Annotated in this window: 20 protein-coding genes; 7 read left to right on the forward strand and 13 right to left on the reverse strand. The window is 46.1% G+C overall.

Translation table 11 applies throughout. The features are described from left to right. Positions 1 to 31: 31 nt before the first annotated feature. From yigB to lptM, 6 genes are read right to left on the reverse strand one after another with little or no spacing between them, the layout of a single operon-like run. Positions 32 to 748 carry a 5-amino-6-(5-phospho-D-ribitylamino)uracil phosphatase YigB gene (gene yigB, locus VRK_RS18880; protein ID WP_059123050.1) on the reverse strand — a complete coding sequence of 239 codons (717 nt, stop codon included), beginning with the start codon at positions 746 to 748 and terminating at the stop codon, positions 32 to 34. A 3-nt stretch (positions 749 to 751) separates the two neighbouring features. Next, on the reverse strand, positions 752 to 1,681 hold the full coding sequence (gene xerC, locus VRK_RS18885; protein ID WP_059123051.1) for a tyrosine recombinase XerC: 930 nt from the start codon (positions 1,679 to 1,681) through the stop codon (positions 752 to 754). Positions 1,682 to 1,716: 35 nt separating this feature from the next. Next, positions 1,717 to 2,403: a DUF484 family protein gene (locus VRK_RS18890; protein ID WP_059123052.1), complete on the reverse strand. Its 687-nt coding sequence runs from the start codon at positions 2,401 to 2,403 to the stop codon at positions 1,717 to 1,719. 42 nt (positions 2,404 to 2,445) lie between these two features. After that, positions 2,446 to 3,276: a diaminopimelate epimerase gene (dapF, locus tag VRK_RS18895; protein WP_059123053.1), complete on the reverse strand. Its 831-nt coding sequence runs from the start codon at positions 3,274 to 3,276 to the stop codon at positions 2,446 to 2,448. 8 nt (positions 3,277 to 3,284) lie between these two features. Further along, positions 3,285 to 4,538 (reverse strand): diaminopimelate decarboxylase, encoded by a 1,254-nt coding sequence (lysA, locus tag VRK_RS18900; RefSeq protein WP_059123054.1) that lies wholly within the window; start codon positions 4,536 to 4,538, stop codon positions 3,285 to 3,287. 30 nt (positions 4,539 to 4,568) lie between these two features. Further along, positions 4,569 to 4,688 carry an LPS translocon maturation chaperone LptM gene (lptM, locus tag VRK_RS20765; RefSeq protein WP_082671483.1) on the reverse strand — a complete coding sequence of 40 codons (120 nt, stop codon included), beginning with the start codon at positions 4,686 to 4,688 and terminating at the stop codon, positions 4,569 to 4,571. A gap of 76 nt (positions 4,689 to 4,764) precedes the next feature. Between lptM and cyaY the strand changes: the two genes are divergently transcribed. Next, on the forward strand, positions 4,765 to 5,079 hold the full coding sequence (cyaY, locus tag VRK_RS18905) for an iron donor protein CyaY (protein ID WP_059123055.1): 315 nt from the start codon (positions 4,765 to 4,767) through the stop codon (positions 5,077 to 5,079). Positions 5,080 to 5,208: 129 nt separating this feature from the next. On the opposite strand, the gene VRK_RS18910 is transcribed toward cyaY, so the two are convergent. Beyond that, the gene (locus VRK_RS18910) at positions 5,209 to 7,743 is read right to left on the reverse strand and encodes a class I adenylate cyclase (RefSeq protein ID WP_059123056.1); all 2,535 of its coding nucleotides are present in this window, start codon (positions 7,741 to 7,743) and stop codon (positions 5,209 to 5,211) included. Between the two features lie 405 nt (positions 7,744 to 8,148). Here VRK_RS18910 and hemC point away from each other — a divergent pair, with 405 nt between their 5' ends. From hemC to VRK_RS18930, 4 genes are read left to right on the forward strand one after another with little or no spacing between them, the layout of a single operon-like run. Then, positions 8,149 to 9,087: a hydroxymethylbilane synthase gene (gene hemC / locus VRK_RS18915; protein WP_059123057.1), complete on the forward strand. Its 939-nt coding sequence runs from the start codon at positions 8,149 to 8,151 to the stop codon at positions 9,085 to 9,087. A 2-nt stretch (positions 9,088 to 9,089) separates the two neighbouring features. Continuing rightward, entirely contained in the window at positions 9,090 to 9,842 is a 753-nt protein-coding gene (locus tag VRK_RS18920) for a uroporphyrinogen-III synthase (protein ID WP_059123058.1), read from the forward strand. Next, complete coding sequence (locus VRK_RS18925) at positions 9,839 to 10,993, forward strand: uroporphyrinogen-III C-methyltransferase (RefSeq protein WP_059123059.1); 1,155 nt, start codon at positions 9,839 to 9,841, stop codon at positions 10,991 to 10,993. Before VRK_RS18920 ends, VRK_RS18925 begins: the two co-directional genes overlap by 4 nt. Further along, on the forward strand, positions 10,993 to 12,177 hold the full coding sequence (locus tag VRK_RS18930) for a heme biosynthesis HemY N-terminal domain-containing protein (RefSeq protein WP_059123060.1): 1,185 nt from the start codon (positions 10,993 to 10,995) through the stop codon (positions 12,175 to 12,177). Before VRK_RS18925 ends, VRK_RS18930 begins: the two co-directional genes overlap by 1 nt. 151 nt (positions 12,178 to 12,328) lie before the next feature. Here VRK_RS18930 and hemN read toward each other — a convergent pair whose 3' ends face one another. The 4 genes from hemN to VRK_RS18950 form a co-directional block, all read right to left on the reverse strand. Then, complete coding sequence (gene hemN, locus VRK_RS18935) at positions 12,329 to 13,714, reverse strand: oxygen-independent coproporphyrinogen III oxidase (RefSeq protein WP_059123061.1); 1,386 nt, start codon at positions 13,712 to 13,714, stop codon at positions 12,329 to 12,331. Positions 13,715 to 13,855: 141 nt separating this feature from the next. Then, complete coding sequence (locus tag VRK_RS18940) at positions 13,856 to 14,344, reverse strand: DUF2489 domain-containing protein (RefSeq protein ID WP_059123062.1); 489 nt, start codon at positions 14,342 to 14,344, stop codon at positions 13,856 to 13,858. 9 nt (positions 14,345 to 14,353) lie between these two features. Then, a complete protein-coding gene (gene yihI / locus VRK_RS18945) occupies positions 14,354 to 14,917 on the reverse strand; it encodes a Der GTPase-activating protein YihI (RefSeq protein WP_059123063.1) in 564 nt (187 codons plus the stop codon). After that, positions 14,917 to 15,555 carry a class I SAM-dependent methyltransferase gene (locus VRK_RS18950; protein ID WP_059123064.1) on the reverse strand — a complete coding sequence of 213 codons (639 nt, stop codon included), beginning with the start codon at positions 15,553 to 15,555 and terminating at the stop codon, positions 14,917 to 14,919. The genes yihI and VRK_RS18950 overlap by 1 nt, the downstream gene beginning before the upstream one ends. 845 nt (positions 15,556 to 16,400) lie before the next feature. Here VRK_RS18950 and yihA point away from each other — a divergent pair. Beyond that, complete coding sequence (gene yihA / locus VRK_RS18955; RefSeq protein WP_059123229.1) at positions 16,401 to 17,063, forward strand: ribosome biogenesis GTP-binding protein YihA/YsxC; 663 nt, start codon at positions 16,401 to 16,403, stop codon at positions 17,061 to 17,063. 731 nt (positions 17,064 to 17,794) lie between these two features. Here the strand turns inward: yihA and polA are convergent. Next, positions 17,795 to 20,566, reverse strand: coding sequence for a DNA polymerase I (gene polA, locus VRK_RS18960; RefSeq protein WP_059123065.1), 2,772 nt, complete (start codon positions 20,564 to 20,566; stop codon positions 17,795 to 17,797). A 706-nt stretch (positions 20,567 to 21,272) separates the two neighbouring features. Then, on the reverse strand, positions 21,273 to 22,319 hold the full coding sequence (hemB, locus tag VRK_RS18970; protein ID WP_059123067.1) for a porphobilinogen synthase: 1,047 nt from the start codon (positions 22,317 to 22,319) through the stop codon (positions 21,273 to 21,275). Between the two features lie 350 nt (positions 22,320 to 22,669). Between hemB and VRK_RS18975 the strand changes: the two genes are divergently transcribed. After that, positions 22,670 to 23,434: a TatD family hydrolase gene (locus VRK_RS18975; protein WP_059123068.1), complete on the forward strand. Its 765-nt coding sequence runs from the start codon at positions 22,670 to 22,672 to the stop codon at positions 23,432 to 23,434. Positions 23,435 to 23,557: the final 123 nt, after the last annotated feature.

A 23,557-nucleotide genomic window follows, 5' to 3' on the forward strand; every position in this document is an offset into this window, starting at 1 on the left:
GATGCCTCCGATCAATCATATCATCATGGCGTTACACAAGATCTAACAAGCTTGATAACTGATCAATCTCGACATCCGGTAGTAACATCGCAGCCGATTCTGTGCGGATATTTTTATGTTGGTCATTCAACCAGCAGGCCGTGAATCCATTCATTTTTGCACCATAAACATCGGTCTTCAGGTGATCGCCGACATGCAGGATATGGCAAGCAGGCAGATCGAGTTCGCGTTGCGCTTTGATAAACAGATCAGGATAAGGTTTGGAAAATCCGTCAGGGCCGGCTTGCAGCGTGTGCTGAAAATAGTGTCCCAACCCAATCTTATGCGGATCGACATTGCCATTAGTCACGGAAATTAACGGTATTTGGCGGCTCAATAAAGTCAGAACACGATGTGTTTCTTCCGGAACATCCACCTGATGACGCCAGTAGAACATTTCATTGATTGCATCTTCAGCCGCTTGACGAGCGTCATCGGCTGCGTATCCCAACAGTATCAACCCCTGCATGACCTGTTCATAACGCCATTGCGTCACATCATGCGCCAACTCAGGAGATTGCTGCGCGACATTGGTTTTCAATTGCTGCCACCACTCAATCGGATGTAACGCACTGACCGGATGATTCAAATGCATCCAATCCAACATCTTACGCTCCAGTTGCCGAATCACCGGGACGTTATCATAGAGTGTATCATCCAAATCAAAGGTCATCGCCTGAATCGAAGGGAGAGAGCGGTAATAAAACATGCACTATGGTTTCCGTTTTTTCTTAGCGCGGGGATGAGCCAGATCGTAGGCCTGCGCTAAATGCTGAAAATCGAGATGGGTATATATCTGAGTGGTTGAAATGTTTTCATGCCCCAATAATTCCTGTACTGCACGTAAATTGTGGCTTGATTCAAGAATATGAGTGGCAAAAGAGTGACGTAATTTATGGGGACTGATATGACTGGCGACCGACTGTTTCATCCCCCACTCTGACATCCGTTTCTGAACATTGCGATGCGAGATTCTCCCGCCGCGATTGGAAACAAACAAAGCGGGTTCATCCTGATAAGCGAACTGCCCGCGTACCACCATCCATTTTTTCACCCAAATCACAGCCTGGCCGCTAAACGGCACTTTGCGTTCTTTGTTGCCTTTCCCGATTACGCGAATTTCTCCCAGACCGAGGTGAATATCTTTCACATTGACGCTGACCATTTCCGCCAAACGCAGACCTGCACCATACATCAGTTCCATCATCGCCCGATCGCGAATCGCCAGCGGATCATCGTCGTTTACTTCAAGTAGCTGTGCGACTTCATCGACATCTAAATTTTTCGGCAATGGTCGCTTCTTCTTCGGTGCAGAAACACCTTTGGCCGGATTCGCAGTTAACTCACCTCTTAACACCATAAAATCCAGAAAACTACGTAATGCAGACAAACGCGTTGCCAGACTACTGGCCTTGATACCGTCACGCATCCCTTTTGCTGCCAGTTGTCTGACCCATGCCGAATCCAATTGCTGCCAGTGTGTCACACCATTGTCAGCCAGATAAGCCGCCATTTGAGTCAGTTGTTGCTGATAGTTCTGACGCGTATATAGACTCAACCCCTTCTCGCTTCTCAGGTATTCATAGAAGCGTTGAAGGGGTTGCTGTAATTCATCCGGTAATTTCTGACTTGCACCATTCATACGACGAACTTATTCATCTCTGTGACTGACTCGTTTTATACTCGTTGCCATGGAAGTACCTGCAATAAATGGGTCAGCACCTCAGCCAGATAGCGCAGGAACAACGTATCCATACTTGGCTGAAAATGGCCGCCATCTTCACTGGAAAAAGCCAGTATCCCATGCGTGTCTTTACTTCTGATCGGTAGCACGACGTAAGATCCGAACTCCGGTGCACCGGAGTGTTCACCAAACAGACCATCGCGATCCGCTTTACGCATTCTGCCTAAATAAGCACAGTTTCCATTAAAATTGTTCGTGGCAAAGCGCTGCCAATAGACCAGATCCAAAGCGTATTGTGCCGGTACGCCTGACAGACGGACATGCGCTTTCAGTGATAACTGTCCCGCTTTCTGTTCAATTGCCTCAACGACCTCACTCAGGTCATCGCACCGAAACATCTGCTCCTGCAAATCCATAAATGCATGAAGCGTCCGATCATTACTCGCTGCCAGAGACATCAAGGCGGTTATTTCTTCTTCAAGTTCTTCGATCCGGTGTCTCTGCCGATTCAACTGAATGTGAACCAAAGAAACCGCGCCAAGTTGCTGGTGCGGTAGTGCAAGGCGATCAACCAATTCCGGGCGGTTCATAAAGAAATCAGGATGATTTTGTAAATAATCAGCCACCACTTCGGCGGTTAACACATCATTTTCATTAATTTCAGTTTCAGTGTTTGACACAACAACCCTTTCTACAACGTTCTTCAATGATTTCAGCCGTTTTCAGCACGCAACCTGACCATCATAAATATGTGTGGCGGGTCCGGTCATGTAAAGTGGCTGTCCCGGCCCCTTCCAGCAAATTTTCAGATCACCGCCCGGCAAATGGACTGTGACATTCTCTGCCAGTTGCTCTTGAATAATCCCCACGGCAACCGCGGCACAGGCGCCACTTCCGCATGCCTGTGTTTCACCGGCCCCTCGTTCATAAACCCGTAACCGGATTTCATTGGGATTTACTACCTGCATAAAACCGGCATTCACGCGTTCAGGAAAACGTTCATGAGACTCCAGTAATGGCCCAAGGCGCTCGACATCTGCGATATCGACATCTTCAACCGTTGTCACCACATGAGGATTCCCCATACTGACCGCGCCACAAAACAGGGTCTGTTCAGCAATGCGTAAAATATAGGTCTTTTCTGACTGCTTCGCCTTAAACGGGATTTTCGCGGGTTCAAATTCTGGTAACCCCATATTCACGGTAATCTGATTGTCTTCTTCGACATTCAGAATCATCTTCCCTTTCTTCGTGCTGACATGAATGCTGTATTTGTTCGTCAAACCTTTGAGTCGCACAAAACGCGCAAAACAACGAGCACCATTACCACACTGTTCAACTTCACTGCCATCCGCATTAAAGATCCGATAGTGAAAATCGGTTTCCGGATCATAAGGCGCTTCCACCAATAACAGTTGATCAAAACCGACACCCGTATGCCGATCCGCCAAGCGACGAATCAGATCCGGTGAGAAGAAAATATTCTGGGTAATACAGTCAACGACCATGAAATCATTACCCAAACCGTGCATTTTAGAAAAATGAAAATGCATAGGTTTTTTTACTCCGGTAAAACACTTTCCAAAGCCCACAAACTACTGAGAGGCTCGCGCTGGCGTACCAGATGAACCTGTTCTCCATCAACTATGACCTCAGCGGCGCGTGAACGCGTATTATAGTTTGATGACATGGCAAATCCGTAAGCACCTGCAGAACGAACCGCCAGAAGATCACCTTCCTCAAGCACAAGCTCGCGCTCTTTACCGATAAAATCACTGGTTTCGCACACCGGCCCGACTACATCATAAACCAGCGCTTTTCCTTCCCGCGGGGCAACGGGAACAATTTTCTGCCATGCCTGATACAAAGCAGGACGCATGAGATCGTTCATCGCTGCATCAATAATGGCAAAATTCTTATATTCGGTATGCTTGAGAAACTCAACTTTAGTCAGTAGTACCCCTGCATTAGCGGCAATCGCCCGTCCCGGCTCAAACACCAGTTCCAAATCTTGATGATTTTTCAAACGTGCGAGTAAGGCTTTGGCATATTCGGCCGGCTGTGGTGGTGTTTCTGCATCATAGACCACCCCCAAACCACCACCGACATCTAAGTGGCGAATGTGAATGCCTTCCGCTTTGAGCGCGTCGATAAGCGCCAACAGACGGTCCGTGGCATCAATAAAGGGGTCAATCTGAGTCAACTGCGAGCCGATGTGACAATCAATTCCATGTACGTCCAGATGCTCCAACTGGTGAGCTAAACGATAGACTTCATGCGCGCGGTCAAAAGCAATCCCGAATTTATTGTCACGGAGTCCGGTCGAGATATAGGGATGTGTTTTGGCATCGACATCCGGATTGATCCGCAGAGACACCGGGGCTTTCACACCCAGCGACTGAGCCACGCGATTCAAACGATGTAACTCGGATTCGGATTCAATATTGAAGCACTTAATCTTCAATTCGAGTGCGCGTTTCATTTCCGCTTCGGTTTTACCTAAACCGGAAAATACAATTTTACTGGGATTTCCACCAGCCGCTAAAACTCGTTCCAGCTCCCCTCCGGATACAATATCAAATCCAGAGCCGAGTCGGGCCAAGACACTCAGCACACCTAAATTGGAGTTCGCTTTCACGGCATAACAAACCAGATGTGGATGTGTGCCGGCAGCCTGATCAAATGCATTCCAGTGGCGTTCTAACGTCGCTTTTGAATAAACGTAAAGTGGTGTGCCATAGTCCTTTGCCAGTTCTGCAAGACGAACCTCTTCAGCCCATAGCTGTCCATCGTTCTGGTAATTAAAATAATCCAAAATATTTTCCTAATTATCAATGACTAAGGATTAAGGTTGTGATTGGTTTTGCGGTGTATCGTCCTGAGGCATATACAACGGTCCAGTCTGTCCACAACCTGCCAACGCTAACACGCACAGCACTAAAAGTGCAGTAAACTTTTTATTCATTTTGCATATATCGTGATTATTCATTCAATGCCCCCTATAATCGCACCAGATTCAGGAAAAGCAATAGGATGTGAGGATGAACGATACTGAATTCCACCAACTTGTTGATCAAATGCTAGAACAGATTGAGCAAATGATTGATGACTCAGGTGCTGATATTGATTATGAGACAAGCGGCAATGTCATGACACTGGATTTTGAAGATCGCAGTCAGATTGTGATCAATCGTCAGGAACCGATGCATGAAATCTGGCTGGCGTCTAAATCCGGCGGATTTCACTTTCAGTACACCGCACAACAATGGATCTGCTCGAAAACCGGTCTGGAACTACTGACGTTAATTCGTCAGGAATGTGAAAAACATGCGGGAGAATCAATTGATTGGGACTAATACAAGCGATACCCACCACATCGATTGACGTCGGAGTCCCGCAGATATATCTCATCTCGGGGCTCTAACCCATGGCCGGATTCAGGAATAACAAGACATAAAAATTAAAGAATACGTGGTCAGCCACGTTTAGGCGTTTACCGCTTTGGTCGGCGCAGTCCCTGAAGACGAGTCACTCCGGTAAGGAATGATATAAGTACTGCTATTATCCGTATGGATCACCTGATAATACTGCGGCAAATTGAAGTTAATCAGTTTCGATGCCACTTTGTTTTCGTCCAGCATCGATGTATAAAAACCATTCAGACTGGAAATCATCTCATCTTTACTACCACTAAATTGATGGTAGACCTCGACACGATTCGATTCATCGAGAACATAGATATTAAAGCCGGTATCGCTATCTTCGAAGAAAAACTGAATGAGTCCTTCACTGGCAAAGCCATCAATCGCTTCAGGTAGATGATAATCCTGTTCCCGATCAATCATCATCAACGGCGAACCTTTGAGTTTGTTGGTCGAGATGCTGCGATAAAAATCGACTGAATTTTCCAATCGCTGAACAGAGACGCCCCGTCGTTCAAAAAACAGCCCGTACATTTGACGACCGACACGCAACGCTTTAAAACGGCGGCGCTTTTCCAGCTCGATTTCAACAGGTTTTAAACGTAAGTCGATACATTCGGCCAACAGCTGATAAATGGCATTACGGATCAACCCCCGCAAATTTTTACTGTAGCAAAACACGTCTACCGATTCTGGCGGTAACGCATCCTGATGCATCTTGCACAATACTGTTTTGAGCGCATCAAGCATCGCCCCTTCCCCTTCGAAATGGAGGGTTCTGACTTCATGCCACGAATTACGATAAACCAGATCAATACTTCCGACGAGACAACGCTGTTCCGGCCCGAAACTTAAAATATCAACCGTTTTTAAATCAACGCGGAGTGATTTTCCTGAAACCGCATAAGTTGGGTCTTGCTCAAAATTAATGAACATCGCCAACTGACTAATTTCACAAGGGCTGGCAAGTGCGTGCATGGTTGGACGACGTTTATGCAAGGAGAACGTATTCCGCAAATCACCAACCATCTGATAAAACTTATCGATATCGAGCTGAGCATCCTGAACAACGGCATGGAGCCTTGTTGATTCGGTGATCAAACCATTAAAGAATGCCCACGCGACTAACTTACTCAGGTACTCGTGATGTTCCAGATAATGCTGCCCCATCATCCGACGCGGCACTAACGGTTGTTTGTAGAGATACCAACCGGCAGGGTTACTGCGGTTCTGTTGAACTTCAATGAAGGTCAGATCAGACTCATGTAAGTCAGGAGAAATCTGCGGATTAAGCAGTGTCACTTTGCCCGGAAGAATTTCAAAAGCAGCATACAATTTACGGGAAAGAATCGAAATATCCTGCGGACTAATGGAAGAGGTAATATCATTGCGTCGAGCGAATTGAATTAAATTACGGTAGCTCTGCATCAAAGCATCCAGCAATCCCGCATGCATGAAAGCGACTTGCTCGACTTTCCAGTTTCGTCGGTTATCCAGTTCGGCAATGATACCTGCCGACCACTGCCAGATACGAGTCAATTCTTCCAATACCATCCGTCGCCATGGGACGGAGCCGGCACCGGGTTCACGAGACAATTTCTCATGCGTTTTCAGATAAAAACAGCGCCGTACCAAATCCAATCGGGGCTGATCATTAATCCGTTCTAAATACCGGGTGACTTTTTCCAGCATCAGATAATAAGCATCCATCCCATACAGATCTGGCTCATGGGTAAAAAAGCGTCGTTTGGTATCAATACTTAAGAGTTGCGTATGCGGATATTCCCAAGAGTAAGCTTCGAGTAAGATCGCTTTCAGTACCGACTTATACGGTGAATCGATACTTTTATACAACTGCCATAAACTGGCTCCGAAATATTCTTCAGCCGGAATATGATTGAGTCGGCCGAAATCAAACCATTCGCAACAGTTGATATAAGATTTACGACACAAATGACTGACATATTCGTCATAGCACTCTTCCATTTCCGGTGGCACGATTTGCCACAAAAGACGTTTTCCGGCCATCCGCACCGCAGAACGGTAGAATTCATCCAGTAATAACAGGTGTTGCGAAGAACCACAGTTCTCACCCGTCATTTCATCGGATTGCTTACACCGGAAACGCTGCTCATCCATAATAAAAAAGTTGGCTTCAACACCTTGTGTCTTTGCCCAGTCCGTCAGCAACAAACATTTATTGGCCAGTTTTTCCCGCCGGCCGACACTCATCAGCGAAGAAACACACACCCAGATATCCAGATCACTGGAGGTACTCTGCCCGATAGAAGACGTACTTCCCATGGTGTACAAACCCTGGATTTCAGGCTCGCTTGAAATCGGGAGTCGCTGCCCCAATGCTAGTTCTGTATCGTGGATAAACTGTTGTTGTGCGTCATCCGCCTCAAAGCCCCACACACCGAAAGGCACGTCTTGGTCATAATAACCGGGAATTAATGGATGATTGAATTGGAAGAATGCAGGAATTAAATGAAAAACACGACGACTTTGTAAATCCATTAACGCCAGCGCACGCTCGGTACGTTGCCGATTCAGATTGTCTAATCTTTTGATTAAAGTCTCGGTGTATGTCTGCAAGGGAAATATCCTTGGTTGGCTCAAAACTCAACGAACTGATTGCCTTTTGTGCAAAATTGCCGTCAAAACGTGATCAATTTAACACTTTATCCATCAGTGGTAAAGATATCTCTCCCGGATGCCCGTGTCGGCAATCCAGAGAATTTAGGGATACTTTTCGTTGATACATATCTCACTCAGATTATCGGGTAATCATAGCTCAAACTATAAACAAGAGCTACATCACATATTTTAAATTAGACTATGGTCGTATATCTCAAAATTTACAAGTTTTCCTGTGCACTTTTTCATGAATACACTTCTCTGCGTCAAGTGCTATATTTCAATCGGTTAGGTGAACTTGGGGATCGAAAAGAACAGTGATAGGATGTAAGCTACCATTTTTCTCTGACCGACTCATAACCTATGATTGATTCATCTCCGATCCGTATTGCTACCCGTAAAAGTCCGCTAGCCCTTTGGCAGGCCCATTATGTAAAGGATGCGCTTCAGGCTGCTCATCCGGGACTGGTTGTTGAACTGGTCACGATGGTGACGAAAGGAGATGTGATTCTGGACACTCCGCTGGCTAAAGTGGGTGGGAAGGGACTCTTCGTCAAAGAACTTGAAATGGCAATGCTCGATGGCCGGGCCGACCTCGCTGTTCATTCAATGAAAGATGTCCCGGTTGATTTTCCACAAGGATTGGGGCTCGTAACGATCTGTGAGCGGGGCGATCCGCGTGATGCTTTCGTCTCTAATCATTATACAACCTTCGATGAACTGCCCGAAGGTGCTGTCGTCGGGACTTGCAGTTTAAGACGTCAGTGTCAGTTAAAAGCAGCCCGACCCGATATCGTCATCAAAGAACTCCGGGGTAATGTCGGCACACGGCTCGGCAAGCTTGATGCCGGTGAATATGATGCGATTATTCTTGCCGCTGCCGGCCTTAAGCGCCTCAATCTTGAAAACCGAATCCGAAGTTATCTGGCACCGGAGCAATCGCTGCCGGCGGTTGGTCAGGGAGCCGTAGGGATTGAGTGTCGGCTCGATGACGAGCGATTAATTGAGTTGTTGAAACCACTCGGTCATCAGGAAACCACGGATCGAGTGCGTTGTGAACGCGCCATGAATACCACCCTTCAAGGCGGTTGTCAGGTGCCGATCGGTAGTTATGCGCTGCTGGAAAATGACCAACTCTGGCTACGGGCTCTGGTCGGTGAACCGGACGGCAGTCAAATCATTCGCGGGGAGATCAGAGGACATCGCAATGATGCAGAACAACTGGGAGAAACGCTCGCCAGACAACTCTTACAGCGTGGCGCCCGGGAGATACTCACCAACCTCTATCATGAGCACGACTGATCATGTCGGTACTGGTGACCCGCCCCGGCAAACCGGGAGAAGCACTCTGCCGTCAACTTCAGGCCGCCGGTATAGCAGCGGTACATCATCCTTTAATTGATTTTCATGCCGGTTCGGAACTGGGACAACTGCCGGATCGGCTGAAACAGTGTGATCTGGTAATCGCTGTCAGCCAGCAAGCTGTCTTTTATAGTCAGGAATATCTCGACCGACATGGCTTTTCATGGCCGTCTGATATTCGATATCTTGCCATCGGTCAAAAAACCGCACAGCTTCTAAGTAATTTTACCCAACAAACGGTAAACTACCCTGCGGTAAGCGATAGTGAAAATTTTCTCTCTCTCCCCGAGCTTAGTGCGCCTCTTGGGTTACGCGTTGAAATACTGAGAGGAAATGGCGGCCGGGATTTAATCGCCCAACAGCTAAAGTCTCAGGGAGCTTTGGTCAATTATTGCGAAGTTTATCAGCGAGAAATGCTCCCTTTTAATGCCCGGGTTGCAGTTTCCGAATGGCAGGAAGCCGCAGTAAATAGCATCATCATCACCAGTGAGCAACAACTCCGGTTTTTCGTCACACAGCTCGCTGAACACGATGCGCCATGGTTATTCGAACAAACATTTTATATCCCCAGTGAACGGATTGCACATGATGCACATTCGCTGGGAATCAAGCATACCATTGCTGTGGGTAGTGCCAGCAATTCAGACTTAGTGGCCGCAATTCTGGCCGAGAAGAATGACAGGAATCATGAATGACTGATACAAAAAAAGCCGTTACCCCAACCTCAGAAGATCAGCAACAATCCGCCACATCTTCTTCCGCATCAGCATCTAAACCAGAAGCAACCAAACCTTCCGGCGCGAAATCAGAGCAAAAAACATCTGGATCGGGTGCAAGACTAAGTAAAATAGCCATCGTGCTAACCTTACTCACCGGTGGCGGGATTGCTGCTTATGTTCAGCAAACCATGCACGGCTATCAGGAACAAATCAGACAACTTCAGCAACAATTGAGTCAATCGGTTAGCCAGGTTGAAACGCAAGTAACTCAACTCAATCAAGACATCGATAAAAAAACGGCCACGGTCATCAATCAGGTTGATACAAATTTGGATCAACAGCAAAAAAGTATTGATAGCCTGCAACGTGCACTCGCTGATATCAAAGGACGTCGTCCTAATGACTGGCTGTTGGCTGAATCGGATTATCTGGTCAAACTTGCCGGTCGAAAACTATTTCTCGAACACGATGTCCTGACAGCAACCCACCTGATGGAAAGTGCCGATGAACGCATTGCTGCACTCAATGACCCGAGTCTGGTCTCACTGCGTCAGGCCATGGCAAATGACATCACCACACTGAAATCTCTCCCCTTGATCGATAAAGATGGTTTGGTACTGCGCCTCACCAGTCTGGAACAACTTATCGATAAACTGCCACTGGCAAACGCGATTCTTCCTGATGCACCACAAGAGCAACAACCACAGGTCAGCGAAGATATCAGCCACTGGCAAGATAATCTGCTTACCTCTCTGAAGAGTTTCGCCGAGCAATTCATCACATTCAGAACCCGCGATGGTAACGTCATTCCGTTGCTGTCTCCGGAACAGGATTTCTACCTGAGAGAGAATCTGAAAGCCAAACTCGAGACAGCAATCAGAGCCGTCTATGACGAAAATCAGGAGATTTATACAACGGCTTTAACCACAGCCAATCAATGGTCGGTCTCGTTCTTGAACCCTGACAATGATCAGATCAAACAGTTTAACCAAGCCACCCAATCCCTGAGTCAGAAAAAAATTACCATTCAATATCCGGTGAAGCTGGAATCACAACAACCGCTGACGGATCTCATTCATGAGCGGTTGCGTAAACAAGTTTCCGGTTTGATCAAGGAGGAAGAGTAATGATTCGAGCCATTTTTCTCTTCGCAGTCCTCGGTATCGGGTTATATGTCGGCACCCAATATTCCGGTCAACAAGGATACGTTCTGATTTCAATTGCGAACAAAACCATTGAAATGAGTGTCACTACGCTGATTCTGCTGGTCATCGCTTTACTGGCAGTTCTGTTCGGCATCGAGTTTTTGATCAAAAAGGCCCTGCATCTTAGTAGCAGCACCTGGAACTGGTTTGGTTCACGAAAACTCAAACAGTCTCGTCGGGATACCAACGAAGGGATCATCAAACTCATCGAGGGAGACTGGAAACAGGCCGAGAAAAAAGTCACCCGACTGGCAAAAAATCATGATATGCCACTGCTGTGTTATCTCATTGCCTCTGAAGCAGCACTCGAGCAAGGCAATCAAGAGAAACGGGATCACTACCTGTCTCTTGCCGCCAAACAAGAGAATTCAACACTAGCCGTTGAGCTCACCAAGGCAAAACAGTATACAAAAGAGCAACGTTATCAAGATGCACTCAACGTGTTGAGTGAACTGGCTATCCAGCACCCGGATAACCCTGTAGTCGTCAGTCTGCTGAAGACAACCTATCGCCATCTCCGGCAATGGCAACCACTACTCAGCCTGCTCCCGCAGCTCAGAAAGCTCAAATTGGCAAAAGAAGAGGAAATTACCATTCTGGAAATTGAATCCCGTAGCCATCTCATGGAGCAAGCTGCGGCAATCCGCGGGAAAGAGACACTGACCGAATACTGGAAAGAGTTGCCCAAACGCCTGAAAAACACACCGGAACTGATAGTGTGTTATGTTCAGTTACTCCTGAAACATCAAGGTGATGAAGAAGCCTTTTCACTCCTGAAAGAACAGATTAAGAAGCATCCGAACTCAAACAGTTATCCGTTACTGCCAGAACTCAAACTGGAGAGTCGCCAGCCGGTGATCAAACTGTTACAAGATGTCATTCGTAAAGATGAGCAACATGCAGAAGCTCACAGTGCATTAGGACAACTCTATTTTCAGGAAGAAAAATTACCGCTGGCACAAGGGCATCTGGAAAAAGCACTGCAAATCAGAAACAGCATCTCAGACTATCAGTTGCTTGCTCAGGTTCTGGAGCAGCAAGATATGTCTCAGGCAGCACACCATGTCAGTAAGAAAGCACTCTCACTGATTGAGCCGACCTCTTAACCATAATGACTTGAATCCTGTTATTGCTTGAATCATATCGCTGTTTAGCTAAGCCACTGACAAAAAAGCCAGCATCTGCTGGCTTTTTATACTTTGATATCAGTACGGTATGCTTGTTACGCAGACGCAATCGGCGCAGAGCAAAATAAAATCATATCACCCGGGAAAACTGCTGCTGTCTTGCTTTTTCACGCAGATAGCGGTCAAAGCACATACAGATATTACGAATCAATAGCCGGCCTTTTGGTGTCACCGTCAACTGCTTATCACTGACTAAAACCAACCCATCTGCGATGAAATGTCCCAGTAGTGCTAAATCTGTCTGGAAATACCGATCAAAGTCGAGCTGATGAGTGCGCTCGATCTGAGTTTTATCGAGGGTAAAGTTACACATCAATTGCTTAATCACATCCCGGCGGGCTAAATCATCTTTATCCAACGCTACCCCTTTCCATAACGCATGACGCTGATGATCCACCTGCTGATAGTATTTCTTCAGCTCTTTCTGGTTCTGAGCATACGCATCACCGACCATAGATATCGCTGACACCCCAAAACCAATCAGATCGCAGTCGCCATAGGTGGTATAGCCCTGAAAATTACGATGGAGGCAACCTTCTCTTTGCGCAATCGCAAGATCATCTTCGGGCAGTGCAAAATGATCCATACCGATAAACTGATAACCGGCATCGGTCAGTGTCTCAATGGTCAGCTGCAAAATTTCCATTTTTTCTTGCGCCGTCGGCAGAAAATCTTCTTTAATTTTCCGCTGTGCAGCAAACAATTGCGGCATATGCGCGTAGTTAAAAATGGATAATCGCCCCGGTTTCATTTCCAGAACCCGGTTTAAGGTTCGAGCAAATGAATGCGGTGTCTGCTTGGGCAAACCATAAATCAGGTCAAGGTTGGTCGAACGGAAACCCAGTTCTCGGGCGCGTTCTGCCAGAGCGAAGATGAAAGTTTCATCCTGAATGCGATTGATCAGTAGCTGTACTTCTTTGTTGAAATCCTGCACTCCGATACTTAAACGGTTAAAACCTTCTTGATAGAGGTGGTCCAAGATATCCAGTTGTATCTCGCGCGGATCAACTTCAATACTGATTTCAGCCTCAGGCTCAAAATCAAACTCCTGTCGGATCAGTGTCATCAAACGCGTAATTTGGGGAGCAGTCAAGAATGTCGGAGTACCGCCACCGAAATGAAGCTGAACCACACGGCGACCCGCTAGCAGAGACGCACGCTGACGAATCTCAAGCTCCAGCATATCCAGATACTCATCCGCTTTATGAGAATGACGCGTGACAACTTTGTTACAACCACAGTAGTAACACAGCTTGTGGCAGAAAGGGATGTGGATATAAAGAGAAAGCGGACGGTCCGGATACTGGGCACAAGCCATATCAAAGTCCGCAATCGTAAACGCTTCATGGAATTCGACGGCTGTCGGATAAGAGGTATAACGAGGCCCGGAGTAATTATATTTATCCAACATTGCCTGATCCCAGACAACCTGCTGACGAGATACCTGCTGAAACATATTTATCTTTCCGAATGCGTCGATGAACCCCTATTTTGCCACACTGCGATACTGACAACTCGGGCAGCAAAATAGAAATCCATGATTATTGTGTGAAAGTGCTACAGAGATCACCGAATGAACCACTGCAATACTCGAGATTTAAACCATTTGAACCTGAATTTGTTGATTTAATGGCTGAATCATATCCTTCAGCTTGGTCAGCTCTCGGACAATATCATCCTCCAACCGATTTTCAGCTTTCATCCGTTCCAGATTGTGCTGCATCCGTTCTTTTTTGGGCATCTCTTGCCGGGCCTCGCCACGAGGCATATCTTTGACGATATGATAAAGCTCTGAAATCGCTGGGAATTGGTTTTCAAAATCAATTCGCTGCTCACCCTGAACGTAGTCCATGATGCAATAAACACGAATGCTGATTTCCGAAAGATCACATTGACCTTGAATACCGACCATACAGAGTGTGTTTACGTTCTCGAAAATATTTGCATTTCTCTTCTCAATCTCCAACTCCCGATGCTTGGCAACCAACGCTTTCTGCTGCTTCAACTTCACCAGCAGATACCCGGCATAAATCGCCAGACCGGCAACAATCAGACACCCAACAATCACGAGTACAGTCAGATTCATATGTCACTCCTATTGCTGAAAATCATCCGGATCAAATCCGGTAAATTTCTCCAGAAGTTCGTCATCCGATGCGCCCTGCTTTGATTTCATCACCGGAGACTCGGATACCTCGTCATCACTCTCTTCATCAACCGGATTCTCTTCATCAAACAACCCAAGCTGTTTCATCAGCTGTTCGATGCGATCGAGCTTTTCATCAACATACTGTTGCAAACCGGCACCCAACTTTTCTCCCCGATCTAACCGGGCAAGCAAAGCATGAAGCTGCGCATCATTTTCGAGCAAAACCAGCTCTTGTTCAGCTTGGTCTTGCCGTTGCTTAGCAATGACTTTTGGCTGGGTTTCTACGACGAGCGGAATTTTTTTCTTACTCCCCAGACGAGGATCCTGCGCTTGCGAAGTACTTAACCGACGTGTATTGCCGGACTCTTCTGAATGACGGCTGCCGGTTTTCAAGCCTTTTCTCTTTTTCAGCTTCTTGCGCAAACGCCCTTCGACATCTGTCTGAGAACGCTGACGAACGACAACAACGTCTGAATTCCCAGATGATCTTACTTTCTTCTTACGGCTCATTACTGGCTTTTCCTCAGTAAAATTACATCACTACCGATAAATTCAATTTCGAGAGCATCCCGTTCTGCTAGAAAACAGAAAGTCTCTCGGCTAAAAAAGCTTACATGGGTGAGATCATTTTTATAATGCCACCTTGTAAACGCGTCCAAATTTTTAACTAATTTGGTCATGATTCCGATATATCCCCCCGGCTTCACCAAGGACAACCACTGTTGCCACACTTGGCCCGGAGTATGTAAGTGTTCAATCACTTCAGTTGCGGTCATAAAATCATATGTTGATTCTAACACCGTCTGCTGTGGGAAATAAAAGACATCATATACAGCCATCCGAAACCCGAGCTCTTCCATCATTAAAGAGAGCGTCGGCCCGGGGCCACATCCAAAATCTAACCCGTGAGCATCAGGAGCAATCCGTTCCGCCAACGGCACCGTCAGGCGGGACAAAAATCGCCGATATCCCATATCAGATGGATCATTCTCATGCAGATCATAGATGGATTTTTCGGATTCTGCATCCAGATGAAATGCAGGTGCGACACTCACCAAATGACATTGGTGGCATTGCCAATAGTCGCGACGTTTATCCCGATGATAAATCCCCAGCGATTCAGCACCGCACAGTGGACATGAGATCATATGGACTCTCCTTATTACGGGATGCGCAACATACCAGAAACTCACCCGATAGTGGAGTATTTCAGCTGATTTTTTCTTCAGCGGATAGACGTGATGGCTTTCAGTTCGATCAAAAAAGAGAGATAAAAAAAGCGACAGAATGACCTGTCGCTTTCTAAACAGTCACCGTAGTGACGGAAACTATTCTGGCACATAGAGATGCGCACAATATTCCTTTTGTTTTTCGTGCTTTCCTTGCAAAAACGTTGTTGTTCGTCATCAATCCTGATGAATTTTCACTGTCCCTGAAAACATCATTGTAACGAAGCTCTTCCGTAGCTTGGTTCCATTACATCCCCCACTCCATAGGGCCAAGCAGATCATCCTTATCAGACAAACATCCTGTTTGTCAGTCACTTCAGAATGAGCGATCCATCCCTGAAGCAACGATTAAACTTTACGCTTTATCCCGGTAGACACAACCCATCAGAAAATGATTCAGGTCACATTCCACATGCAATATTAAAAATAATAATAAAATCATAAAATTAAAATCATTCTCAGTGTAATCATCGGGTTATCTATAGCGGATCTCTCACAACCTATATAGAAAAAAAGGAACAGACTGAGCCAAAGGGAGCTCAGTCCCCGTCAAGCCAATGGTTCCAGGCAGCCAATCACACGATGAATTCCTGCCCATCGCTCATGATGATAATGTTCCAGATTCTGGCAGGAGTCGTGTATAATCGCCAGTCCCGTTGAATCAGGGGGCGTTTCGCAGAGACCTTCTTTCAGGTTATTGCTGTGATACCATTGCATTCCGGCAAATGATTCATCAACAGCAGACAGTTACCATGGAGTCTACCTTGAGTGTAAAAATCCACTATCAAAATACGCATTTTATTACCAGTGCCCCAGATATCCGCCACTTGCCGGAAGATGAAGGCATTGAGGTCGCGTTTGCCGGGCGCTCCAATGCAGGAAAATCCAGTGCTTTGAATCGTTTGGCGAATCAAAAAAACTTAGCCAAAACCAGTAAGACACCGGGGCGAACTCAGTTAATCAACCTCTTTCAGGTTACTGATGGCTGCCATATTGTCGATCTGCCGGGATATGGATTTGCTCAAGTCCCACCGGAACTCAAGAAAAAATGGCAAAAAGCACTCGGAGAGTATCTGCAAGCACGCCAATGTTTAAAAGGACTGGTGGTTTTGATGGACATTCGCCATCCCATGAAGGATCTGGATCAACAACTGATCTATTGGGCGGTGGAAAGCAATATTCCGGTTCAGGTTCTGCTGACCAAAGCCGATAAACTCAAAAGTGGTGCAAGAAAAGCACAAGTACTGAAAATTCGCGAAGCGGCTCTGGCCTTTTGTGGTGACGTCAGTGTTGATGCTTTTTCCTCAACTTCAGGTCTGGGCGTTGATGTCCTGCGCCAAAAACTCGATAGCTGGTATGCACCGGCGTTTACCTCTCAAGATGATGAGCAAGATAGTGATGCGAACAACAGTGAGTCCAATCACTAATATCAAGCGCTCAGTGCTCCGGAAGAAATGGCGAACCAGACATGCTTTTCTTCCGGGCATAAAAAACCCCGCCATCCTGGCAGGGTAATGGGAGAGATAATGAACTTCTTCTAATTGTTTTGTTTTTGTGCCCTTACAAGCATCGTTGAATTCATCTGATTTTTCAATCCCTCTGCTCCGAAACACCACAGCCCCCAAAACAGGTGTAACATTTTGAAACATATGTATATTAACCAAATTGTAACACTTTATTTCTTTAGTAAAATAACTATTTTGTGAAGGGTAATTAATTACAGAATCGTTACATTAATTCATTTGAGAATTTTAACGCTCCAGAAGAGAAACCAAAAATCTTATCAATGGTTTGTAGAATAGATGTTGTGAAGTGAGGGTTAAATGTGGATAAAAATTCAAATTTTATTAATGAATTACATATGCTTAACACAATAAAAAACGCCCCAGTCAAAAACTGACTGGGGCGGCTGAAACAGCCTAATCCAATAACGTGAAACAAAAGGTCTGAAAGATAGAACATCTTACCTCTGTACCCTACGTCATTAAATGTACAATAAACTGACGAAAAAGAAAACCCATTCTGTAGTTTTTTTTCATTCATTCTAAATCAAACAACATAAGGAACTGATATTTTGTTACTTTTTTTATGTAAAAAAAAAGCTGACACTTGTGCGCCAGCTCATAAAATTCATGCCATTTTGGTCAAAAAACCCGATTTAATGGGCCTGTTCCCAACTATCACCCCGACCAACATCTGCAACCAAAGGCACACGAAGGGTCGCAGCGGACTCCATGAGTTTTTGTATTTTACTTTCAATTTCGGTCAGAGATGACTCTTGGACTTCAAAAACCAGTTCATCGTGCACCTGCATCAACAGGCGGACTCTGCCCTGACCTTCTTGCTCGATCCAGGCATCAACCAATAACATGGCTTTTTTGATAATATCTGCTGCTGTCCCCTGCATCGGAGCATTGATCGCAGCACGTTCCGCGGCTTTTCTCCGCATCCCATTACCGGAACGAATTTCCGGCAGATGTAAACGGCGACCAAATAGTGTTTCTACATAGCCCTGCTCGCTTGCTTGTGCACGCGTATCTTCCATATACTGCATCACACCGGGATAACGCTCGAAGTATTTCTCCATATAAGATTGGGCTTCATGGCGTGGAATACCAAGCTGCTTGGCCAGACCAAATGCACTCATCCCATAGATCAACCCGAAGTTAACGGCTTTGGCGCGACGACGCTGTTCACCGGAGACCTGTTCGAGCGGAATCCCTAAAATTTCCGCAGCCGTGGCGGCATGAATATCTTTCCCTTGTTGGAAAGCATCCAACAGTGACTGATCGCCAGACAAATGCGCCATAATTCTCAACTCAATCTGAGAATAGTCGATCGCGACAATCTTCCAGCCGGGTTCGGTCACAAACGCCTGCCGAATCCGTCGCCCTTCTTCATTCCGCACCGGAATATTCTGCAAGTTCGGATCGGTCGATGAAAGCCGTCCGGTTGCTGTCACAGCCTGATGATAAGAGGTATGCACACGCCCCGTAACCGGATTAATCATTTTCGGCAACTTATCCGTGTAAGTCGATTTCAGTTTCGCCAGCCCCCGATGTTCCAGAATGACCTTCGGTAACGGATAATCCAGCGCCAGCTCCTGTAACACTTCTTCATTGGTCGATGGTGTTCCCGAAGGTGTTTTTTTCACCACCGGCAGCCCCATTTTTTCAAAGAAGATCTGTTGGAGCTGCTTCGGCGAGCTCAAGTTAAATGATTCTCCGGCAATCTCAAATGCCTTGCGTTCCAATTCTTCTAAACGCTGGGCGATTTCCTGAGACTGAACATTCAAACGCATATCATCGATATGAACGCCGGTTCTCTCCATTCTTGACAGCACGGGCACCAGTGGCACTTCAATCTCTTGATAGATGCGTAATAGCGCTTCATTCTGTTCCAGATTTTCTATCAAACGATGGTGCAACCGAAGCGTAACATCCGCATCTTCTGCCGCGTAAACACCGGCTTGTTCCAAATCGATTTGGTTAAATGTCAGCTGATTTTTACCCTTGCCGGCAATTTGTTCGAATGAGATACAACTATGTTGCAGGAAGCGCAGCGCCAGACTATCCATATCATGCCGTCCGCCGACACTGTCATACACGTAAGAAGCCAGCATGGTATCATGCGCAATCCCGCGTAATTCAATGTCATAACGGGCCAGAATACTCATATCAAATTTCAGATTCTGCCCGACTTTATGACTATGTTCATCTTCCAGAATCGGCTTAAGCTGAGCCAATACCCAATCCCGATCCAACTGTTGCGGCGCATCCATATAGTCATGAGCGACTGGCACATAGGCTGCTTCACCTTCGGTGATCGCAAATGACACCCCGACCAGATTGGCCGTCATATAATCCAATCCATCCGTTTCAGTATCAAAGGCAAATAAATCGGCATCTTTCAGCTTGTCTAACCAAGCCATAAAATCAGATTCATTCAAGATGGTCTGATACTGACTGCGATCAATATTGACGGCCGATGTATCCATCGTCACCGCCGTCGCATCAGATGCCTGATTCATTTCCGGGCTTCCTTCCGGGCTTTCAAGCAGCTCATTCAACCAAGATTTAAAGGTCAATTGCCCGTATAACTGAATCAGATCTTCTCGATCCACCGAGCGTTTGACTAAAGTATCGAGCGTGTCTTCCAGCACAACATCTAATTTAATTGTCGCGAGTTGGTAAGAAAGCCATGCATTGTCTTTATTCTCTTCCAGCTTTTTCGCCATCGTCTTGGAACCGCGGAATCCCAAATCAGCAATCTTATCCAGATTCTGATAGAGCGCTTCCAGACCACCGATCCCCTGAAGCAATGCAGTCGCCGTCTTTTCACCGACTCCCGGAACGCCCGGAATGTTATCAACTTTATCGCCCATCAACGCCAGATAATCGATGATCAGTTCCGGAGGAATCCCGAACTTTTCGATGACACCTTCACGATCCATCACGACATTGGTCATAGTATTGATCAAAGTAACGTTATCGTTCACCAATTGCGCCATGTCTTTATCCCCGGTGCTAATCAGCACCGGAACGCCGGCATTGGCAGCTTGGATCGCAATCGTACCGATCACATCGTCGGCTTCCACACCTTCTATTGCGAGTAACGGTAATCCCATCGAACGGATAATCTTGTGCAGTGGTTCAATCTGGCAACGTAATTCATCCGGCATCGGTGGACGATGAGCCTTATATTCTGCGTACATCTCATCGCGGAATGTCTTGCCTTTCGCATCAAACACAACCGCGATCCGATCTGAAGGATACTGACGCATCATGCTGCGAATCATATTAATAACACCATAAACAGCATTGGTGGGGATTTCACCATTACTCATGGTGCTTGGATAGGCATGGAATGCACGGTAAAGATAAGAAGAACCGTCAATCAGAATGAGCGGGTTATCAGGAATATGGGCCATAGTTTTTTGGTATCCGGATGTGGAGGTCTCAACATTATCTGCTTAGAATGCCATGAGTTCCCTGAGGATTCCATGTTCTACCGAGTTTTTGCCGAAATCCAATACGATGAAAATCCACAGAAGAGATGTCACATTGTGGATAAGTCTGTTCATAGTTTTATTTACACTGATATAAAATCGACAAAAACAACCAAAAATACAATTATAAAATATTGATATTTAATAATTAAATAAAAGATCTGTGTAAAAAAACATGATCCTTCCGGGATCAACCATTGTGGAAAAGTATATCGTTCTGTTAACAAAAACGATCTCGCTGAAAAAGAAAAAGCGACACCCGAAGGATGTCGCCTAGCATAAGCAAGAAAGTGATACGTGTGACCAAACCGCTTTCTTATAGAGCTATAAATACACTGGAAGCAATGTGAGCAATGTCGTGTCAAAAAGAAGAGTGCAAGCCCGTAACCACCTCGCATTGGGTAACAAACATAAATCGTGCTACCTCTAAGCGCTGTAGAGAACTGTCTCTTTCCCTAAGACGGTTGTAATAATAATTATTCTCATTTAATAGATCAAGTATTAAATGAGAAAAAATCTCATTTAATTTTTATGTAAAACATAACTCATTCATAAATAAAACAATAAAGGCTGACAATTGTCAGCCTTTGATACAATTTTTAACTCAATAAGATCACTAGTATTGATATCACTGATAATTTTTCAGGGCTGCAACCCGCTCTTCTTGCTCTTCAGCAAGCCACTGTGCAACATCCTTGGCAAAATAGGTCAGAATGCCATCCGCACCTGCGCGTTTAAAACAGAGCAATGATTCGATGACGGTTTCTTTTTCTTTCAACCAGCCATTGAGAAAGGCCGCTTTATGCATCGCATATTCACCGGAAACCTGATAGGCAAATGTCGGCACCTGAAGTTCTGTTTTGACACGATGAACGACATCCAGATATGGCATCCCCGGCTTCACCATGACCATATCGGCACCTTCACCAATATCTAACGCTACTTCTTGTAGTGCTTCATCACTGTTCGCCGCATCCATCTGATAGGTTTTTTTATTGCCCCCTTTCAGATTACTTGCTGAACCAATCGCATCGCGGAAAGGGCCATAATAACTCGATGCATATTTTGCAGAGTAAGCCATGATCTGCGTATGGATATGCCCGGCTTCCTCAAGCGCATCACGAATCAGACCAATCCGGCCGTCCATCATATCGGAGGGAGCAACCACATCCGCACCGGCTTCAGCATGAGATAACGCCTGCTTGACGAGCACTTCGGTCGTTACATCGTTGATCACATACCCTTGCTCATCAATAATGCCATCCTGACCGTGGGTGGTATATGGGTCCAATGCCACATCAGTAATCACCCCGATTTCCGGAACATGTTCTTTCAAAGCACGAACCGCCCGTTGAATCAGACCTTCAGGGTTGTATGCCTCAGCAGCATCGATACTTTTCGCATCCTGAGTGATAAAAGGAAACAGCGCGATAGCCGGTACACCAAGGCTCGCAAGATACTGCGCTTCTTCAAGGAGAACGTCGATCGATAAACGATCCACACCCGGCATCGATTCAACAGGCTCACGACGATCTTTGCCCATCAGCACAAATACCGGGTAAATCAGGTCACTGACAGATAACTGATTTTCTGCAACTAGGCGACGACTAAAATCATGTTTACGCACACGGCGCATACGACGACCGGGAAACTGACCTACGATAGAAACTGACACATGGAACTCCTTTTTGATATTTGTGATGCACCGCATCAAGGTTCGCCACATACTGTACATATAACAAACGGACGAAACGAACAGCGCTTATCATGAACCGTCGCTCAACAGCGAGAGAGCTCTAAAGAAAAGTACATTGCGACCCGAAACTCCGATTTTCACAACACGAATATGACCTTCTCATCCGACAATACAGCGATTGAGGAAACACAGTATTGTCACGGGTAGTGCGCTGAAATCATACCACTGTCCAACTGACACGCCATGTCTATTGAGATAAAAATTCAAAAAATGATCTCAACGCGCTGATCTTTTATAATGTCTGATTCAACCCATGACCGGAAAAACCCATGATTGACACGCACGCCCATGTTTATGCCCAAGAATTTGACCATGACCGAGAAGACGTGATTCAACGTGCTTTAGCACAAGGTGTCGAGATGATCTGCATGCCGAATATCGATCTCGACTCTATCGAACCGATGCTGGCAACTGAGGCTGCCTATCCTGACATTTGTCGTTCTATGATGGGATTACACCCTTGCTACGTGGATCAACATGTTCATCAGACACTGGATATCATTCATGGCTGGTTTGATAAACATGATTTTATCGCCGTCGGTGAAATTGGTATCGATCTGTACTGGGACACCACTTATCAAGCCGAGCAAGAAGCAGCGTTTCTTACCCAACTCGGCTGGGCGAAAGAAAAACAGCTCCCGGTGGTAATTCATACCCGTAATTCAATGCAAGAAACCATTCAACTGCTGAGTCAGGCTCAAGATGGCTCTCTGCAAGGCGTATTTCACTGTTTCGGTGGCAGTGTGGAAGAAGCTAAAGCCATTCAGGATTTAGGCTTTCATCTCGGCTTAGGCGGTGTCACGACGTTTAAAAATGGCGGGATGGATCAAGTGGTTCCTCATTTAGATATCCGGCAGATCATTCTGGAAACCGACTGCCCTTATCTGGCACCGGTGCCGCATCGGGGAAAACGCAATGAACCAGCCTATACACACATTGTCGCTCAACGAATTGCCGCGCTCAAAGAGATGTCGCTTGAAGAAGTGGACCGACTGACCACAGACAATGCGAAGCAGTTATTTCGCTTACCCTGAAACAAGGCCAAGTCATCACGGTACTATTTTGCAAGGGGAACGGACTAATCCTCTTGTCGGTACTGGTACGCGGCCAACTTTTCTTCCGGGAAATGCAGAAACGGGTCACGCGCAAATTGATTG

This window comes from Vibrio sp. MEBiC08052 (genome assembly GCF_001506075.1).
In the GTDB taxonomy this organism is placed as follows: Bacteria; Pseudomonadota; Gammaproteobacteria; order Enterobacterales; family Vibrionaceae; genus Vibrio.

Excerpts from the sequence above, each read along its gene's own strand:
- yigB (WP_059123050.1), bottom strand. The coding sequence starts at position 748 with ATGTTTTATTACCGCTCTCTCCCTTCGATTCAGGCGATGACCTTTGAT.
- hemC (WP_059123057.1), top strand. The coding sequence starts at position 8,149 with ATGATTGATTCATCTCCGATCCGTATTGCTACCCGTAAAAGTCCGCTA.
- VRK_RS18925 (WP_059123059.1), top strand. The coding sequence starts at position 9,839 with ATGACTGATACAAAAAAAGCCGTTACCCCAACCTCAGAAGATCAGCAA.
- VRK_RS18940 (WP_059123062.1), bottom strand. The coding sequence starts at position 14,344 with ATGAATCTGACTGTACTCGTGATTGTTGGGTGTCTGATTGTTGCCGGT.
- xerC (WP_059123051.1), bottom strand. The coding sequence starts at position 1,681 with ATGAATGGTGCAAGTCAGAAATTACCGGATGAATTACAGCAACCCCTT.
- VRK_RS18950 (WP_059123064.1), bottom strand. The coding sequence starts at position 15,555 with ATGATCTCATGTCCACTGTGCGGTGCTGAATCGCTGGGGATTTATCAT.
- VRK_RS18975 (WP_059123068.1), top strand. The coding sequence starts at position 22,670 with ATGATTGACACGCACGCCCATGTTTATGCCCAAGAATTTGACCATGAC.
- hemN (WP_059123061.1), bottom strand. The coding sequence starts at position 13,714 with ATGTTTCAGCAGGTATCTCGTCAGCAGGTTGTCTGGGATCAGGCAATG.
- VRK_RS18920 (WP_059123058.1), top strand. The coding sequence starts at position 9,090 with ATGTCGGTACTGGTGACCCGCCCCGGCAAACCGGGAGAAGCACTCTGC.
- cyaY (WP_059123055.1), top strand. The coding sequence starts at position 4,765 with ATGAACGATACTGAATTCCACCAACTTGTTGATCAAATGCTAGAACAG.
- lptM (WP_082671483.1), bottom strand. The coding sequence starts at position 4,688 with ATGAATAAAAAGTTTACTGCACTTTTAGTGCTGTGCGTGTTAGCGTTG.
- yihI (WP_059123063.1), bottom strand. The coding sequence starts at position 14,917 with ATGAGCCGTAAGAAGAAAGTAAGATCATCTGGGAATTCAGACGTTGTT.
- polA (WP_059123065.1), bottom strand. The coding sequence starts at position 20,566 with ATGGCCCATATTCCTGATAACCCGCTCATTCTGATTGACGGTTCTTCT.
- dapF (WP_059123053.1), bottom strand. The coding sequence starts at position 3,276 with ATGCATTTTCATTTTTCTAAAATGCACGGTTTGGGTAATGATTTCATG.
- VRK_RS18930 (WP_059123060.1), top strand. The coding sequence starts at position 10,993 with ATGATTCGAGCCATTTTTCTCTTCGCAGTCCTCGGTATCGGGTTATAT.